This is a genomic window from Pustulibacterium marinum, assembly GCF_900116665.1.
Classification (GTDB): domain Bacteria; phylum Bacteroidota; class Bacteroidia; order Flavobacteriales; family Flavobacteriaceae; genus Pustulibacterium; species Pustulibacterium marinum.
The window spans coordinates 808,740-825,773 of sequence record NZ_FPBK01000001.1 but is presented as its reverse complement, the minus strand read 5'-3'; the positions used below and the strand labels follow the sequence as shown (position 1 = coordinate 825,773).

The following is a 17,034-nucleotide window of genomic DNA, read 5'->3' as shown; positions in this document are numbered from 1 at the left end:
AGAATCCTATACTTTTATAGTTTAAGCATGAAAAAAATGGATGCTCTTTTCAATTGATTATTGAATAATAACATCCAAAACCGATACCATGAAAAAGAACTACCACAAGCCAATATTAAAACACAGTTACCTATTAATTTTATTATTTTACATTTCTTGTGATTCTGAAGCGGAAAAACAATATCTAGTTACAAATAATAGTGTTGGCCCCATTTCGAGAGAAACTACCATACAAAACTTAGAATCGCTTTTTCCTGAAGATTCGATTGCAGAGAGTGCTTACGAAGGTGAACTGAGATATGCTAGTACACAACATATCAATATTTATTCTAAAAATGGTGAACAATTGCTTGATATTACTCCGAATCAAGATTCATTACACACCATTGCAAGCATTCAAATTCTAAACGAAAAATATCATACCAAAAAAGGGATTTCCAATAAAAGCACTTATGGTGATTTAAAGAAAAAATACACTATTACATCTATTGAAAATGCCTACAATAATGTCATTATATCTATAAAAGAAATTGATGCATACTTTGTCATTGATAAAAAACATCTTCATTTCACAGTGCAAATTGATAATAATAGCAAGATTTCTGAGAAGGATATCCCAAATGATACTCCCCTAAAATATTTTATGATCAGCTGGAATTACTAATGGAATCAGTACTAATTTTTCACAACAATCAGACAAATACACATGATATTGCTGATAAGCTTAGAAAAAATCAATTCTCTGAAATTGAATTAAAAAGCATATCTAATATTAAAGTATACAATCCAAAAGCTTTGGAAGCTTTCATTCGGGAAGAAGAAATTCATGACACCAATGTTTTTAATACCACAGGACAACCTATAAAAACCATGTCTGGCGGCGAGCAAAAGAAAGCCATGCTCAATTATTTGGTTACACAAGCTCCAGAAGTTTTAATCTTAGACAATCCGTTTGACCATTTGGATCTCGCTTCCCAAGAAGCTTTGAAAAATCGTTTGGAAAAACTTGCTGAAAAAAGTCAGATTATTGTTTTAGCCAGCAGAAAAGAGGATGCTCCAAACTTTATTTCAAAAAAATATAAAGTAGAAAATGATTCCTTAATTCCGTTTGAAGATTCGGGAAATTCAGAAACGATTCATGCAGATATTCAAATTCCAGAACCGATTATCCATCAAACTTTTGAAGCACCCTATTTGATTCAACTTAAGAATGTTTCCGTTTCTTATGGTGAAAAACATATCTTAAAAGATATCAATTGGAACATCAAACCGGGAGAATTTTGGCAACTCATTGGCCCAAATGGTTCAGGTAAAACCACCATTCTTTCCATGATTACTGGAGATAATGTAAAAGGTTATGGGCAAGATTTGTTTCTCTTCGGAAAAAAGAAAGGTACAGGTGAAACCGTTTGGGAACTGAAAGAAAAAATTGGCTATTTCACTACGGCTTTGACTCAACAATTTAATGGAAATAATACCACTTTGGAAATGGTTATTGGTGGTTTCTTTGATGCCGTAGGCCTTTATAACAAAGCAACAGATTTACAAAAACAAATAGCTTTTCAATGGCTAAAAGTGATTAACTTAGAGAACGAAATCAATACGCGTTTTAGAAATCTATCTTTAGGCAAGCAACGCATGGTTATGATTGCCAGAGCCATGGTAAAACATCCGTTATTATTAATTTTAGATGAACCAACCACTGGCCTTGATGACGAGAATGCACAACTTTTGGTAAGTTTCATTAATAAAATTGCAGCAGAAAGTAAAACCACTATCTTATACGTATCGCACCGAAAAGAAACAGGTTTACAACCAGATTATAATTTCACTTTACAACCAACCATCCACGGATCGGAAGGTTTTATAAACTAGTTCAAGATGAAAAAATATAGTATTCAAAAGAGTCCATTTGTGGTTCCTACAGACGATGGAAAAGTAATCAAAGAACACTTTGGTAACGCAACCAACGGCAATAAAAATATGAGTCTTGCACACATGATTGCACCTCCGGGTTGGAGCGAACCTTTTCAAACTCCAGAATTTGAAGAATATACCTTTATCATAAAAGGTAAAAAACAGTTTAACATTGATGGTGAAATTGTGGTACTTTCAGCCGGAGAATCTATCAAGTTAGAAAAGAATATTCGTGTACAATATTCCAATCCATTTGACGAACCTTGCGAATATTTAGCTATTTGTACTCCGGCATTCTCCATGGATTTAGTCAACCGTGAAAACGAATAGTATGAAGCTGAATAAAGTTCATCATATTGCCATTATTACTAGAAATTACGAAGCGTCTAAAGAGTTTTATACCGAAATTTTGGGACTTGAAATTTTACAAGAAGTTTATAGAAAAGAGCGCGATTCTTTTAAGTTAGATTTAGCACTGAACGGCCAATATATTGTAGAACTTTTTTCATTTCCCAATCCGCCAGAACGACCTTCAAGACCTGAAGCGGCAGGATTGCGCCATTTAGCTTTTGAGACTCCCGAAATTCAAGAAACGTATTCTTTTCTTATCTCTAAAAACTTGCAACCGGAAGACATCCGAATTGATGAATTCACAGGAAAGAAATTCTTCTTCATTGCTGATCCAGATGATTTACCAATAGAATTTTACGAGGCATAGTTCATTTCAACCTGTATTTTAACAATTGTAAATCCTCTAGTTAAAACTTCTGTTTATGTTTTGTTAACAGACTTTACACGAAGAAAAATCATTCTTAATTTGAAATAAAAATTTTAGAATGAAAAAGTTAGCCATTGCGTTTTTAGGAACATTTTCCGTTATCTTTTCAAGTTGTTCTTCTTCAAATTATCAAAACACTTCTACGTTTTCTGAAGATAACAACCTCAACGCAGTTGTAGAAATCCCAGCCGGAACAAATAAAAAAATAGAATACCAAGAAATCTCTAAAGAGTTTAAAACAGACCAGCGAAACGGTGAAGATAGAATAATTGAATTTTTACCTTATGTTGGAAATTATGGTTTCATTGCCGGAACTCTTACCAAAAGAGCAGAAGATGGTGATGGTGATCCAGTAGATGTTCTTATTCTTTCTGAACATCAAAAAACAGGAAAAATCGTATCTGTAAAACCTATTGCCCTATTAAAATTGGTTGATAATGGCGATCTAGATTATAAAGTTATTGCCATTCCTTCCGATGGAAAATCAGCTGTAATTGACATTAATTCTTATCAAGAACTACAGAAAGAATATCCAGGAATCATTAGCATTGTAGAAACTTGGTTTACCAATTATGATAAAGTACAGACTCAAAATATTGTAGGCTGGGGAGATGAGAAAGAAGCTTTAGCCTATGTAAATGCTAACATCAAAAACAAGTAGTTATGCCAGATAAGAGAATGAATTCTATAAAAAATGAAGAGCAATATGAAGCCCTTCGCGATCAAGGAATGAGCAAGCAAAAAGCGGCTAGAATTGCAAATACTCCAAATAGTGGTAAAAAGGGTGGAGAAGCTTCTAAATATGAAGATAGAACTAAAGAAGAACTATACGAGCAAGCCAAAAAAGTAGGTATTGACGGAAGATCTAAAATGACTAAAAGTGAATTAATCAAAGCCTTGAGAACTAACTAATGACCTTTAAAAATATTACAAAAAAGCACGCCATTCATCCCAACTTAATACGTCAACTTTTCATATTAAGTGTTATCATCTTTTTGGGCTATTTGATCACCAAAGAGATGATGCCGTATTTATCTGGTATACTTGGAGCCATCACACTTTATGTGCTCTTTAATAAATGGATGCATCGTATGTTGAAAAGCGGTTGGAAACCTTGGTTAGCTGCAACCACTATATTGATCACTTCTATTTCCATTATTATCATTCCGCTTGGAGCCATTGCTGTAGTTTTTGTTTCAAAGATTAATGATCTGTTTAAAAACAAAGAAGAAATTACTCGGGTTATCAATGAAACTATTCAAAAGATTGAGGACTTAGTTCCTTTTAGCGTAACCTCTGGTTTTGACACGAATAAATTAACTAGTTGGATTTCCAATTACTTTACGAATATTGCCAATTCCACTTTCAATATTTTCATAGCCATTACGCTTATGCTGTTTTTGCTATATTTTATGCTAATCAACAGAAACTACATGCGCGGGTACATTATGATGTACATACCGTTAAGTGATAGAAATATAAGAACACTAGCCAAAGAAAGTAGAGAAATCGTAAAATCTAATGCAATTGGTATTCCTTTAGTAGCTTTGATTCAAGGTGTAATTGCTTTAATTGGTTATTGGATATTTGGAGTTCCCAATCCTATGCTTTGGTTTGTAGTTACTTTTGTTGGTTCTATGATTCCATTTGTAGGAACCGCACTTGGTGTAATACCCGTTACGCTTATTCTCCTAAGCCAAGGACATACTTTTAATGGGTATGGAATTTTAATTTACGGTACTGTAGTTGTAGGTTCCGCTGATAATTTATTCAGGATGATTGTTCAAAATAGATTGGCAAATTTGCACCCTTTAATCACACTGATTGGTGTTGTTATCGGGGTTCCGCTTTTTGGATTTATTGGACTCGTTTTTGGTCCTTTGGTGGTAAGTATATTTTTATTACTGCTGAAAATGTACAAAGATGAATACGGAAAAAGTGATCAAGAACTTCAGGAAGAAAATATAAAAGATGAAACACTCATTGGTCCCAACAGGGAAGATGAATACACTAAATTATAAAAGAAAAAAGCGCCGAAAACGGCGCTTTTTTTATCTATAAAAATCACTTCTTATTTTGCATTGTGACGTGCTCTTGCCAACAAAGTGTTTTGCAACAACATGGCAATGGTCATTGGACCAACTCCACCTGGAACCGGTGTAATATAACTTGCTTTTGGCGAAACCTCAGCAAAATCTACATCACCCGTAATTCTATATCCTTTTGGTTTAGTTTCATCCGGAACACGAGTAATACCAACATCAATAATCACAGCGCCTTCTTTTACCATTTCAGCCTTTAAGAAATCTGGACTACCCAAAGCGGTAATTACAATATCAGCCTCTTTAGTGATAGCTGTTAAATCTTTTGTTCTACTGTGTGTTAACGTAACGGTAGAATCAATTCCTTTTTGACTCATTAAGATACTCATAGGACGACCAACAATGTGCGATCTTCCGATAACAACGGTATGTTTTCCACTAGTTTCTACGTTATATCTTTTCAAGATTTCCATGATACCAAATGGCGTAGCCGGAATAAATGTTTCTAACTCCAAAGCCATTTTACCAAAGTTCATTGGGTGAAAACCGTCTACATCTTTATCAGGATCTATTGCTAACAAAACTTTTTGCTCGTCGATGTGTTTTGGTAATGGTAACTGAACTATGAATCCGTCAATGGCATCATCTTCGTTCAATTCCTTGATTTTAGCTAACAATGCTTCTTCAGTGGTTTCTTCCTCCATCTTTACTAAGGTAGATTCAAAACCAATTTTTTCGCAAGAACGCACTTTGCTTCCTACATAAGTTAAACTAGCACCATCGCTCCCAACTAAAACAGCCGCTAAATGAGGTACTTTTTCACCTCTAGCTTTCATTGCCGCAACTTCCTCGGTAATCTCTTGCTTTATTTGTTCCGAAATTTTCTTTCCGTCTAAAATTTCCATCTGTTGTTGTGTTGTTTTTATGTTGAATAAAAGAACGCCTGAAAAAATCAGGCGCTGAGTTTATTTATCGCATTTTGTTCATCATGTTCATCATCTGTCGGCCACCGCCGCCTTGCATCATCTTCATCATTTTGCTCATCTGATCGAACTGTTTCATTAACTGATTCACCTCTTGAACTGTACGTCCGCTACCTTTAGCAATACGTTTTTTTCTACTAGCGTTGATGGTTGAAGGTGTAGAACGCTCACCTGGCGTCATCGAATGAATAATAGCTTCTACATGTTTGAAAGCATCGTCATCTATATCAATTCCTTTCAAAGCTTTTCCGGCACCAGGAATCATTCCTAATAAATCCTTCATGCTACCCATTTTCTTGATTTGCTGAATTTGGGAAAGGAAATCGTCAAAACCAAACTGGTTCTTAGCAATTTTCTTTTGAAGTTTTCTTGCTTCTTCTTCATCGTATTGTTCCTGAGCACGTTCTACTAACGAAACAACGTCTCCCATACCCAAGATACGATCAGCCATACGATTTGGATAGAATACATCAATAGCATCCATCTTTTCGCCTGTACCAATAAACTTGATTGGCTTATTTACTACCGATTTAATAGAAATAGCAGCACCACCACGAGTATCACCATCTAATTTGGTAAGAATTACACCATCAAAATCTAACACATCATTAAAGGCTTTTGCAGTATTTACCGCATCTTGCCCTGTCATAGCATCTACCACAAACAAAGTTTCTTGTGGCTGAATAGCTTTGTGAATGTTAGATATCTCGGTCATCATCGCTTCGTCTACAGCCAAACGCCCCGCGGTATCAATGATTACTATATTGTGACCGTTTGCTTTTGCATGTGCAATACCTGCTTGTGCAATAGCTACCGGATCTGTATTTCCTTTATCAGAATAAACATCTACTGAAATTTGATCACCAACCACGTGTAACTGATCTACCGCAGCAGGTCTGTAAACGTCACAGGCAACTAATAAAGGTTTCTTAGTTTTTTTGGTTTTAAGGAAGTTAGCCAACTTACCAGAGAAAGTTGTTTTACCAGAACCTTGTAAACCAGACATTAAAACAACAGATGGAGTCCCAGAAAGGTTTACACCTTCGGCATCGCCACCCATTAATTCGGTAAGCTCGTCTTTAACGATTTTCACCATTAATTGTCCTGGTTGCAAGGTAGTTAATACGTTTTGCCCAAGTGCTTTTTCTTTAACTTTATTGGTAAATTGTTTTGCAATTTTAAAGTTAACATCGGCATCTAAAAGCGCTCTACGAACTTCTTTAATGGTTTCGGCAACGTTAATTTCGGTAATTTGCCCATGCCCTTTCAGGTTATGGAGGGCTTTATCTAACTTATCACTTAAATTATCAAACATAGATTTGCTTCTTTTTTCAAGAGTGGCAAATTTAAGCAATTGGTTTTGAAGTAGGAAACGCGTTTTGTAGATTTTAGAAAAAGAAACGACTCAGTTGATGCTGAGCCGTTTCTCTTTCCACTAAAATTATATTCTAAAAATTGGTTCTATTAATTTTTAGAATAGAAAGATACTTAATTTATCCTTTATTTTCATCAAAAAGGCTTTAAAAAAAGAAAGCCATCTTTTAAAGATGGCTTTCTTCACTCTCAATTAAACAAAAACCCGTTCTCCTTAAAAGGATTTGTTAACCACAACAACGGGATATTTTCAATTTCCTTTATTTTAAAATCAGCTTTTTAGTTTCGGTATAATCTCCTGATGTAAATTTCAATATATAAACACCTGAATTTAAAGCTGAAAGATTTAAAGTATTTCTATAAAAACCAGCATCTGACGTTAGATTTTTTTGAAATACCATAGCTCCATTTAAATTATAAATAGCAACCTGATTTTCTGAAGTAGCAGCATTTGGAACATCATATAGAACTGTTACTTTTTTATCTAAAGATGGGTTTGGATATACTCCAAAAGTTACGTTATTATCAAAACTAGCAACATCCATAGTACTCGTAACATCTTCAATTTCGAACTCTACAACACCTGTACTACTTCCTTCAAAATCTGTAAAAACTAAACGATAGATTGTTTCATCCTCATACTTGATGTAGTATGCCATATCTGAATTTACATCATATGCAAACGTAGTCATGTTAAACGTTTTCCAATCATACCCAATGGTATTGATATCTGTACTGTATGTAATACCTGAAGTATCTGATGAAGAACTTTCATCATTCATAGCTACTTCTAAATTTGGATTTTGTAAAACACCTGTAACATTATACATGAATGAACCGCCATCATTGTAATAATCTGTATTATACTTTGTAAATAGTAAATCCCAATCCGTTGGCTCAACAGCTACAGTGGCATCATCTTCTAAAGAATAGTAGTTGAAATAAGTATCTGAGCTTGCAGAATTTGCTAATGTATAGGAAGTATCATCACTCCAAGTTTGAGTATCTGCATCATAGGTTGCATACTTAAATGTATAGCCTCCGTAGAAATCTTCTATCATAAATTTACGATACGTACCGTCTGGATAAACAAGTGCGAAAACTACTTTTCCTGTAATGTGATGTGTAGTCATATTATATTCTCCCCAGCCATAACCAAGTGCATAACCATTATCTGAATCATAAGAAGCATTATCAAAAGCTCCTACAACCCAATCGGTTTCACTATTATACAAACGAGTCCAACTTGATTCGTTTGCGATATCTACTGTGCTATAATCAGTTGGATCAATAGACACTTCATACACTTCAATCCCTTTATGAGCATTGATACGAGTTCCAAATGAAAATGAGCTCATTCTATAAAAAGCAACATCCCAAGAACTGGCAGCTACATCTGTTTCTGTTTCTGTTGATAATTTATAGTAAGCTTGATCTGTATAACCGGCTCCCAAAGTAACAGAACCTTCTACTACCTGAGCCTTACCAGCGATTGCGAAAAAAATCGCGCATAATGGAAGTAATAATTTTTTCATGCGATAATGTATTTAGTTTTATTTTATTTTTAATTAATTAATTGATATTCAAATTCAGGGTAACCTCTTTCTCCACTTTCACTAAGCAAAGCAAGCATCTTAATTTTATAGTAATTTCCTTCCACATCTTTCAACACGTAGAATCTATCATTATAAACTCCTCCAGAAAATACATCTCTCCAGTCAGCACCTATGATTCTTTGATCATCGGATAAATTGATTTCATCAATATTCTCAAACGAAAAATCTGCATAGGAAACATCGTCTGTACTCATTTCGTAAGCAGTTACTCCACCTACTACATTGGTAATCACAAAATCTGAATACCCATATGAACCTGCACCATCAATAATATTTGTAAATACAGTGAACGATATGTCCCAATTCGTTTTCTCTGGCTCAACAGTAACTACTGTTTCATCTTCTAAACTGAAAAAAGAAAAATTATAGGCGTCATTTTTTGCTATTGTAACCTCGCTATGCGTAGTAGCGTCAATATCTGCATACTGTAAAATGTAACTATCTGAAGTTTGGAGTATTCTCACTTTTTTCCAACCTCTATGTTCACCTGCAATGGCTACACTTCCAGCCGCCGGAGTTTCTGTTCCTATGTAATAACCCATATTGATTAAATAGACTTTATTATCGGCATCGGTAGCTGAAATTTCATTTATTGCTGTTCCAGAAATAGCACCAGAGGGATCATCTATATAAGCCTCATTATTAGGATCAAACGTTCCTACAGCAACTGAACTCTGTATTTCTTCGACATCAGCTAAGGAAACTGCATCAATATCTGTACTTTCCAATTCCGCCGCAGCCATGTAAATAGATCCATTGATTTTCACTCTAAATTCATCACCTCCATAAAAACCTAGATCCCAAGAATCTCTTTGAGCAGATGTTACTTCTTCTGTACTCAAATCTATAAATACTTGATCTCCTTCATTTGGCCCACCTACTTCTGGAGAGATTACTGCTCCAAGCGATGTTTCAAAAGAGAGTATCGTACTTGTATATCCTTGAATGTTTGAGTACCCTGAGTAGTTTATTCCTATGATTTCAAAGGTGATAGAAGTATTGTTATCATCAATCGTGTAAGGATACATTAAAGGCTGAAATGTAAAAGACGTTTGATCATCTCCCTCAGAAAAAGGTATTATAATTTGATTACTTTCAGTTGCTGGAATAGTAGCATAATCCTCCCCATATACTGCTTCCCCTGAAGAAACTTGAACTATTATTTCTCCACTACCAAAGGCTTCCTCAGAAAAAACGATAGCAATTTCTGAATCCTCTGTAATGGTAGAAAGGTTTACCGATAATTTTTCAAATGCAGCTACAAATGGCTGTGCAGGGACATCGTCATTCTCCTCACATCCAAAAATTAGCGTTGTAATAAATAATAATATGTATATTTTTTTCATCTTTTTAAAAATTGAAATTATATAACAGCTTTAAAAAATAAGATCTACCATACCCTAACAAGTTATTGGTACTCCCTGCCGAATGTACTGTACCACCTTCTGTTGTATTACGAAGTGTTGTTACATCAAAAATATTTCGGGCTCCAAGTGTTGCCTGCAATTTGTTATCCAAAAATGATTTTCTAACTGTGGCACTTAACCAAGAATAATCTGATTGTTTCCCTTTTAAAATTGCGATCTCTCCATTTTCATCTTGTTCTTGTACATATTGATATTGTGGCCCATTGTACTTTAAATAAGCAGAAACTACAGTATTCCATTTCGGGATTTGGTAAGATGCGTTCACATTTAACTGAATACCATATAAATAATCATCTGTATCACTTTCTTCCGACTCTAAAACTTTGGATACACCTAAAAATGTTGCTCCTCCATTTATTCTTACATTGTTTATATTAGCCGTGTTTGTGAATGTTAATCCCCATGCATTGTACGTATCAATATTCGTATACTCATATTGAAGTGGTGATTGGTTAATGATGACCAACTCTATTCTATCCTTCACATTCATGAACCATCCTGAAAGTTTATTACTCAAATACCAATCATTGATTTTTGATTTCTTCTTTAAATGAATAAATGCCGAAGTACCTTGCTCTGGATTTAAATTGGAATTCCCTCTTACATCGTGGTTTACGTCAACAAAATAAGTATACAACTCTTCGTAACTTGGCAATCTCGGCGATGTTCCTAGAATTCCACGGAGTTCCCATCCATTTTTCAGAGCATATCTAGCACTCAAAGAAACCGCTGCTTGTGTATTGAAATTAGATGAAAAAAGTGCACGTGCCCCAGGGCGTAATGAAACTTTATCAGACAACACGATCTCAGAAGATGCAAATACATCATACGAACCTAATGTTCTTTCAATATTTTCGGAAGAATACATACCTGATACACTGGAAGCAAAACCTTTGATACTATTTACTTCATACCCTATTTGTATATCAGATTGCTTTTTCGGCAAAAAATTACTAAAATTTCCACGAGAGTAATAAGCCTTTCGTGACTCGTATTCATAATCCTCTACATCAAATTTCTCTTCAGTTCTTATACGATAATTGTAAGCTTCTACATTTCGTTTTTGCTCTTGATATGATAAAGAAACATCATAATGCACTTGCTTAAACACTTGACCATTTGCATTTAAATGATGAAAAAAACGAGCTGAAGAAAACACCTCATCAGAAGCTACCGGCTGTGTAGTTTCTGTTTCGGGCATATAATTTTCACGAACTTCCTCTGCATAGCGTTCTGTTTGCTCATCAAAAAATTCGAACTTATAGAAAAGATTGAAATTTTTCTTTTTGTAGCTCCACAAAGATTTTACTGTGTATTGTTCTTTTGGCAACCATTCATAACCTCGAAGGCCATCATTGTACAAATAACTTTTACCTTCTTTGTCTCCCCAAAATCCATTAAAATTATTTCTTGTAAAAATGGCATTCCCGTACAGTGATTCATTAAAATTATGCCCCAGCTTAATGGATTGAATATGCCTTCCTTTATCTACCCAGTTATATTCATCACCAATAGTTTCTTCTTGCACATAAGGAGATACCTGCCATTTATGCACAGACGATTTCTTGGTGATAATATTGATGATTCCTGAAACAGCATTGGCACCATATTGAACTCCCATAGAACCTTCTACGATTTCAATTCGTTCTATATCATCCAGATTTATCTGAGTTAAATCGGTATTATTCCCTAGTCCTTCATCATTAATTAAAGGAATATTATCTACTAATATTTTAAAATACTGTGCATCTAATCCAAATAATTGAACACCAGATTTACCTGTAGAAGCATTCGGAATAATATTAATATTTAATGTTTGATTAAGAATATCGGCCAAGTTATTACCAGCAAGTTGATCTATTTCTCGTCTATTTATAACTCTAACTTCAAAAACAGATTTATCAACAGACTGTGCATTGTACTGCCCTGTAACTACAACTTCCTCTAAATCTTCGTGTTTCTCTTTAGGTATTGAATCATTTTGTTGAGCATTTAACTGAATACCAAACAACAAAAAAAGTAGGATAAATTTGTTTCTTTTGCAAGAATTCATTAGTTGGTTTTGATTTAAATTTTATTTAGACTTACTCTCGATAAGGCGGTGCAAATATATTTATTATTTTTAACCAATCTAAATAAATTTACTATTTTTGCCCCTAGATTTATTAACCGTAACGTATTAAACAATTATGAAATCAACTTTAATAACCTGTTTATTAGCAGCGTCATTATTTAATTTTACATCTGCTCAAACTAAAAAAGAGCAAGACAAAAAATCTATAAAAGATATGTGTGGCTGTTATGAAGTAAAATTTAACTTCACAGAGACTTTTAGTTATTCAAAAGATTCTACTTACTATCCCTCAGAAACAAAACATGACGCTGGCTTAGAATGGGTTCAATTAGTTGAAGACAGTGAAGACAAAATTTCTATGCAACATTTATTGCTAGTTGGTGGTGGAATGATTGTAAAACACTGGAGACAAGATTGGCTTTTTGAAAACACTAATTTATATGAATTTCACAAAGATAATACTTGGAAATTCACACAACTTTCTCCTGAAGAAGTAGAAGGACAATGGACTCAAAAAGTTTATCAAGTTGATGATAGTCCAAGATATGAAGGTACAGGTTCTTGGGTTCATGTTGATGGAAAACACTATTGGGTAAACACAACAGATGCACCTTTACCAAGAAGAGAATATACAAAAAGACACGACTACAATGTTCTAAATAGAAGAAATATTCATGCTATTACAGATTTTGGTTGGACACATGAACAAGACAACAAAAAAATAGTAAGGAGTGATGATGCCGAAGATGTTCTTTTAGCAGAAGAAAAAGGATTTGACGTGTATACTAAAGTTGATGACAGCAAATGTAAAGATGCTCAAAAGTATTGGGCAGAGTACGGATCGCTTTGGAAAAATGTACGTGCAAGATGGGAGAAAATATATGCTAAAAACCAAGATCTAGCATTAGAAAAAGTTGTAGAAGGAAAACCACTTTACAAATTCTTATTTGCACTAGAACCAGATGCAAAAAAGAAAACAACTGACAAGATTATTGACAGCTTTGTGAAATAATCCATATTTGATTTTTTATTTTGTTTGAAGTAAAAACCACCCAACCAACGGGTGGTTTTTTATTTCTTTACGGGAACAAAAATTTGCTCTTTACTATTTGGATCTAAAGGATGATACCCTTCACCCAATTCTTCAAAATGCGGTCTTGTGTCTAATTGATAACCCGATTTTGGCAACCATTCCGTAAACAACTTTTGAACTTCTACTTGACAATCTTGTGCTAAACCTTGATATTCAAAAGTTGCATAATACCCCGCTTCCAATACAAATTTCTCAAAACAATCAGGAACTTCGGTACTTTCTGGAACTTCTACCAACGCCCACTTATCAAATTCTTTATTCGGATTGAATGCTGAAAAACTAAAATCAGCTGGATAGTTATGTAAATTGACAAAAGGAGTTTCAACACTTATAGATTTCTTTGCTAAATCACTCCTGAAAGATTGCCAAAGTTCTCTTGATTTATTGTTTGCAAAAGACATGCTCATACATTTACCAATAAGCACTCTTTCTTTTACATAAACTATTTTCACCTCCATCATTCAATTTTAATTTTGAGATGTTGTACAAGTCCGGCAATATTTTCTTTGGAAAACTTAGCGCCTTTCATTCTATTAAATTCCGGATGAATTTGAAAATATTCCGAAGTTCTAAAATCGGTTCCTTCTAAATTGGTTTGTTCAAAAATTGCTCCGCTTAAATCACATTCTGAAAACACTGCCTGTGACAAATCCGCTTCCGAAAAATCAACTTCCACTATTTTACAACTATTGAAATAAGTTTTCTTCAACTGAACTTGATAGAAATTGGCATGCATTAATTGACACGTATTGAACGTAACTTCAAAACCAAAAGAATCACTTTTACTAAAATCGAGTCCCATCAATTTACAATTGGTAAACGTAACGTTTTTGAAAGCCGTTGCCACCAAATTCGCATTACTCAAATTACAATCTTCAAACTCACATTCCAAAAACTTGAAACCATTTAGAAAAGCATTTGACAAATCGCAATTTACGAATGTGCAGTATTCATATTCGGCTCTTTCAAGCTGATTAACACCAGTAAAAGTCTCATCTTCTATATACATCTCTATCTATTTTGAATGCAAATTAGCCAAATATCCATTCGATTAAAAATTGGATTTTTAGTTTCTTTCTATCCATAAACATCATAAAAAAAGCGAAATCGTGGATGATTTCGCTTTAATTTTTCAATATATTATTTGAATTACATTCTATCCGGAACTTGAATTCCTAACAATGCAAAACCGTTTTTAATCGTTGTCCCAACGGCTTTTGCCAATTGTACTCTGAAGACTTTTTTCTGTTCGTCTTCTTCTCCTAAAATAGATACATTTTGATAGAATGAATTGAATTCTTTTACCAAATCGTACACATAATTTGCAACTAAAGCCGGACTATAATTTGCCGCTGCACTTTGAACCACTTCCGGGAATAATTGTAATTGTTTCAACAATTCTTTCTCTTTCTCGTGCAATTCTACAGTTGAAACCTCAACATCTAAGTTGAAATCTGCTTTGCGCAAAATGGATTGAATACGCGCATGAGTATATTGTATAAACGGCCCTGTATTACCTTGAAAATCGATAGATTCTTTCGGGTCGAACAAGATTCGTTTTTTAGGATCTACTTTTAAAATGTAATATTTCAAGGCTCCTAAACCAATAGTTTTATACAACTCTTGCTTTTCTTCTTCAGAAAAACCATCTAACTTTCCAAGCTCTTCTGAGATTTCTCCGGCAGTGGTTGCCATTTCAGCTACCAAGTCATCAGCATCTACAACCGTACCTTCTCTACTCTTCATTTTTCCACTTGGTAGATCAACCATTCCATAACTTAAATGGAATAATTTTTCAGCCCAGTCAAATCCAAGTTTTTTCAAGATCAAGAACAATACTTTAAAATGATAATCTTGCTCGTTACCTACTGTGTACACCATTCCGCCAACATCTGGATGATCTTTCACACGCTGAATAGCCGTCCCAATATCTTGTGTCATGTACACTGCTGTACCATCGGCACGCAATACTATCTTTTCATCTAGTCCGTCTTCGGTTAAATCACACCAAACCGAACCATCTTCTTTCTTATAAAAAACACCTTTAGAAAGACCTTCTGCTACAAATTCTTTTCCCAATAAATAGGTATTGCTTTCGTAATAATAATCGTCAAAATCGACGCCTAGGTTTTTGTAGGTTACTTCAAAACCATCGTACACCCATTGGTTCATGGTTTTCCAAAGTGTTACCACTTCTTCATCACCAGCTTCCCATTTACGCAACATTTCCTGAGCTTCTAACAATAACGGAGCTTGCTTTTCAGCCTCTTTTTTATCAACTCCCTGCTCAACTAATTGATTGATTTCTTCTTTGTAAGCCTTATCAAAAGCCACATAATAATTCCCAACTAACTTGTCTCCTTTTAATCCGGTAGACGCTGGTGTTTCACCATTTCCAAACTTTTGCCAAGCCAACATCGACTTACAAATATGAATTCCACGATCGTTGATGATCTGTGTTTTGTACACTTTGTTTCCGGCTGCTTTTAAAATTTCAGCAACTGAATAGCCTAATAAGTTGTTTCGGATGTGCCCCAAATGCAATGGCTTGTTGGTGTTTGGCGAAGAATATTCTACCATCACCGCTTTTGCGTCTGCTTCCGAAGTTACCAAACCAAAATTGGCATCGGTTTTCATTCCGTTGAAAAAGTTCATGTAGAACGAAGGATCAATTACTAAATTCAAAAATCCTTTTACCACATTAAAATCGCTCACTTCTGCAACTTGCTCTTTCAAATACGTTCCAATTTGCTCTCCAATCACTTGCGGATTTCCTTTTACCACGCGTAACATTGGGAATACAACAACGGTGATATCGCCGGCAAATTCTTTACGGGTTGCCTGAAATTCTACCGATGGAAGTTCCGCATCAAAAATAGCTTTAACAGCTTCTTGTACTTTTTGAGTTAACAAGTTTTGCATATTCATGAGTTCTTTTTCTTTTAAGAGGTGCAAAGATACATTTTATGTTGTTATTCTTAAAGCTAGATTGACACAGTTCGCTAAAGCAGTTTTCACAACCATTTCTTAAACTTTCGGTAAACACTAATGTTGGCTTTTAGATGACTTTTGCCGCAAAAAACTATGGAATTATTCGTTTACATTTTTGCAGCGCTTTTTTCAGTGATCAATCCACTTGGAACCGTTCCGGTTTTTGTAGGGTTAACGCAAGACGACAGCGCAAAAGAACAAGCTAGAATTTCACTTTGGACCGCCATTAACACTTTCATTATTTTACTCATTTCCTTTTTTAGTGGGAAATACATTTTAGGGTTTTTCGGTATTACGATTGATTCTTTAAGAATTGCTGGAGGTTTGATTATAGTAACTTCAGGTTTTGCCTTGCTTACAGGAACATTTTCGAAACATAAAGGGATGGAAAAATCCAGAGTCAAAGAAGATATTCAAGAACGAAACGACATTGCATTAACTCCGCTTGCTATTCCCATGCTTGCTGGCCCTGGTTCTATTTCATTATTAATCACTTTAAATCAGACTTACACCAAATCCATAGAAATTGTCACAGCCATTTTAGCGGTTACAGCGGTTTGTATTGTAGTCTATGTGATGCTGAAATTTGCTCATTTTATCGTGAAATTCTTAGGAGCGTCTGGGATCAACGCTATTTCCAGAATCATTGGTTTTATAGTAATTGCCATTGGGATTGAATACATAAGTACTTCTGTAATTTCAATACTTTCTAGTTTGAAGTAAATTTTAGTATCTTCAA

17 protein-coding genes are annotated in these 17,034 nt (G+C 34.5%); 9 read left to right on the top strand and 8 right to left on the bottom strand.

Annotation, left to right across the window (positions count from 1 at the left end; all coding sequences use genetic code 11):
* Nucleotides 1–88 precede the first annotated feature (88 nt).
* The 7 genes from BM383_RS03660 (at nucleotide 89) to BM383_RS03630 (ending at nucleotide 4,716) form a co-directional block, all read left to right on the top strand.
* The gene (locus BM383_RS03660) at nucleotides 89–664 is read left to right on the top strand and encodes a hypothetical protein (RefSeq protein WP_093023064.1); all 576 of its coding nucleotides are present in this window, start codon (nucleotides 89–91) and stop codon (nucleotides 662–664) included.
* A complete protein-coding gene (locus BM383_RS03655) occupies nucleotides 664–1,875 on the top strand; it encodes an ATP-binding cassette domain-containing protein (RefSeq protein ID WP_093023062.1) in 1,212 nt (403 codons plus the stop codon). The genes BM383_RS03660 and BM383_RS03655 overlap by 1 nt, the downstream gene beginning before the upstream one ends.
* A gap of 6 nt (nucleotides 1,876–1,881) precedes the next feature.
* Nucleotides 1,882–2,247, top strand: a complete 366-nt coding sequence (locus BM383_RS03650; RefSeq protein WP_093023060.1) for a cupin domain-containing protein — start codon at nucleotides 1,882–1,884, stop codon at nucleotides 2,245–2,247.
* A gap of 1 nt (nucleotide 2,248) precedes the next feature.
* Nucleotides 2,249–2,635, top strand: coding sequence for an SMU1112c/YaeR family gloxylase I-like metalloprotein (gene gloA2, locus BM383_RS03645; RefSeq protein ID WP_093023058.1), 387 nt, complete (start codon nucleotides 2,249–2,251; stop codon nucleotides 2,633–2,635).
* 118 nt (nucleotides 2,636–2,753) lie between these two features.
* Nucleotides 2,754–3,356, top strand: a complete 603-nt coding sequence (locus tag BM383_RS03640; protein ID WP_093023056.1) for an inorganic diphosphatase — start codon at nucleotides 2,754–2,756, stop codon at nucleotides 3,354–3,356.
* Between the two features lie 2 nt (nucleotides 3,357–3,358).
* On the top strand, nucleotides 3,359–3,607 hold the full coding sequence (locus tag BM383_RS03635) for a DUF7218 family protein (protein WP_093023054.1): 249 nt from the start codon (nucleotides 3,359–3,361) through the stop codon (nucleotides 3,605–3,607).
* A complete protein-coding gene (locus BM383_RS03630; RefSeq protein WP_093023052.1) occupies nucleotides 3,607–4,716 on the top strand; it encodes an AI-2E family transporter in 1,110 nt (369 codons plus the stop codon). The genes BM383_RS03635 and BM383_RS03630 overlap by 1 nt, the downstream gene beginning before the upstream one ends.
* A 50-nt stretch (nucleotides 4,717–4,766) precedes the next feature.
* Here the strand turns inward: BM383_RS03630 and folD are convergent, their stop codons facing one another.
* The 5 genes from folD to BM383_RS03605 all read right to left on the bottom strand — a co-directional run bounded on the left by folD (nucleotide 4,767) and on the right by BM383_RS03605 (nucleotide 12,190).
* Entirely contained in the window at nucleotides 4,767–5,642 is an 876-nt protein-coding gene (gene folD / locus BM383_RS03625) for a bifunctional methylenetetrahydrofolate dehydrogenase/methenyltetrahydrofolate cyclohydrolase FolD (protein ID WP_093023050.1), read from the bottom strand.
* 64 nt (nucleotides 5,643–5,706) lie between these two features.
* Nucleotides 5,707–7,035, bottom strand: coding sequence for a signal recognition particle protein (gene ffh, locus BM383_RS03620; RefSeq protein ID WP_093023048.1), 1,329 nt, complete (start codon nucleotides 7,033–7,035; stop codon nucleotides 5,707–5,709).
* Between the two features lie 319 nt (nucleotides 7,036–7,354).
* Entirely contained in the window at nucleotides 7,355–8,629 is a 1,275-nt protein-coding gene (locus BM383_RS03615) for a T9SS type A sorting domain-containing protein (protein ID WP_093023046.1), read from the bottom strand.
* 29 nt (nucleotides 8,630–8,658) lie between these two features.
* Nucleotides 8,659–10,056 carry an HmuY family protein gene (locus BM383_RS03610; protein WP_093023044.1) on the bottom strand — a complete coding sequence of 466 codons (1,398 nt, stop codon included), beginning with the start codon at nucleotides 10,054–10,056 and terminating at the stop codon, nucleotides 8,659–8,661.
* A gap of 4 nt (nucleotides 10,057–10,060) precedes the next feature.
* A complete protein-coding gene (locus BM383_RS03605) occupies nucleotides 10,061–12,190 on the bottom strand; it encodes a TonB-dependent receptor plug domain-containing protein (protein WP_093023042.1) in 2,130 nt (709 codons plus the stop codon).
* Nucleotides 12,191–12,326: 136 nt separating this feature from the next.
* On the opposite strand from BM383_RS03605, the gene BM383_RS03600 reads away from it, so the two are divergent.
* Nucleotides 12,327–13,223 (top strand): DUF6607 family protein, encoded by an 897-nt coding sequence (locus BM383_RS03600; protein WP_093023040.1) that lies wholly within the window; start codon nucleotides 12,327–12,329, stop codon nucleotides 13,221–13,223.
* 59 nt (nucleotides 13,224–13,282) lie between these two features.
* Here the strand turns inward: BM383_RS03600 and BM383_RS03595 are convergent, their stop codons facing one another.
* From BM383_RS03595 to argS, 3 genes are all read right to left on the bottom strand, one after another.
* Nucleotides 13,283–13,765, bottom strand: a complete 483-nt coding sequence (locus BM383_RS03595) for a GyrI-like domain-containing protein (protein ID WP_093023038.1) — start codon at nucleotides 13,763–13,765, stop codon at nucleotides 13,283–13,285.
* Nucleotides 13,762–14,313, bottom strand: coding sequence for a pentapeptide repeat-containing protein (locus BM383_RS03590; protein ID WP_093023036.1), 552 nt, complete (start codon nucleotides 14,311–14,313; stop codon nucleotides 13,762–13,764). The genes BM383_RS03595 and BM383_RS03590 overlap by 4 nt, the downstream gene beginning before the upstream one ends.
* Nucleotides 14,314–14,453: 140 nt before the next feature.
* A complete protein-coding gene (gene argS, locus BM383_RS03585) occupies nucleotides 14,454–16,232 on the bottom strand; it encodes an arginine--tRNA ligase (RefSeq protein ID WP_093023034.1) in 1,779 nt (592 codons plus the stop codon).
* 156 nt (nucleotides 16,233–16,388) lie between these two features.
* Between argS and BM383_RS03580 the strand changes: the two genes are divergently transcribed.
* Nucleotides 16,389–17,018 (top strand): MarC family protein, encoded by a 630-nt coding sequence (locus tag BM383_RS03580; protein ID WP_093023032.1) that lies wholly within the window; start codon nucleotides 16,389–16,391, stop codon nucleotides 17,016–17,018.
* The last annotated feature ends 16 nt before the right edge of the window (nucleotides 17,019–17,034 follow it).

Coding starts and splice junctions, on each gene's coding strand:
- BM383_RS03660 (WP_093023064.1), top strand. CDS start 89: ATGAAAAAGAACTACCACAAGCCAATATTAAAACACAGTTACCTATTA.
- BM383_RS03655 (WP_093023062.1), top strand. CDS start 664: ATGGAATCAGTACTAATTTTTCACAACAATCAGACAAATACACATGAT.
- BM383_RS03650 (WP_093023060.1), top strand. CDS start 1,882: ATGAAAAAATATAGTATTCAAAAGAGTCCATTTGTGGTTCCTACAGAC.
- gloA2 (WP_093023058.1), top strand. CDS start 2,249: ATGAAGCTGAATAAAGTTCATCATATTGCCATTATTACTAGAAATTAC.
- BM383_RS03640 (WP_093023056.1), top strand. CDS start 2,754: ATGAAAAAGTTAGCCATTGCGTTTTTAGGAACATTTTCCGTTATCTTT.
- BM383_RS03635 (WP_093023054.1), top strand. CDS start 3,359: ATGCCAGATAAGAGAATGAATTCTATAAAAAATGAAGAGCAATATGAA.
- BM383_RS03630 (WP_093023052.1), top strand. CDS start 3,607: ATGACCTTTAAAAATATTACAAAAAAGCACGCCATTCATCCCAACTTA.
- folD (WP_093023050.1), bottom strand. CDS start 5,642: ATGGAAATTTTAGACGGAAAGAAAATTTCGGAACAAATAAAGCAAGAG.
- ffh (WP_093023048.1), bottom strand. CDS start 7,035: ATGTTTGATAATTTAAGTGATAAGTTAGATAAAGCCCTCCATAACCTG.
- BM383_RS03615 (WP_093023046.1), bottom strand. CDS start 8,629: ATGAAAAAATTATTACTTCCATTATGCGCGATTTTTTTCGCAATCGCT.
- BM383_RS03610 (WP_093023044.1), bottom strand. CDS start 10,056: ATGAAAAAAATATACATATTATTATTTATTACAACGCTAATTTTTGGA.
- BM383_RS03605 (WP_093023042.1), bottom strand. CDS start 12,190: ATGAATTCTTGCAAAAGAAACAAATTTATCCTACTTTTTTTGTTGTTT.
- BM383_RS03600 (WP_093023040.1), top strand. CDS start 12,327: ATGAAATCAACTTTAATAACCTGTTTATTAGCAGCGTCATTATTTAAT.
- BM383_RS03595 (WP_093023038.1), bottom strand. CDS start 13,765: ATGATGGAGGTGAAAATAGTTTATGTAAAAGAAAGAGTGCTTATTGGT.
- BM383_RS03590 (WP_093023036.1), bottom strand. CDS start 14,313: ATGTATATAGAAGATGAGACTTTTACTGGTGTTAATCAGCTTGAAAGA.
- argS (WP_093023034.1), bottom strand. CDS start 16,232: ATGAATATGCAAAACTTGTTAACTCAAAAAGTACAAGAAGCTGTTAAA.
- BM383_RS03580 (WP_093023032.1), top strand. CDS start 16,389: ATGGAATTATTCGTTTACATTTTTGCAGCGCTTTTTTCAGTGATCAAT.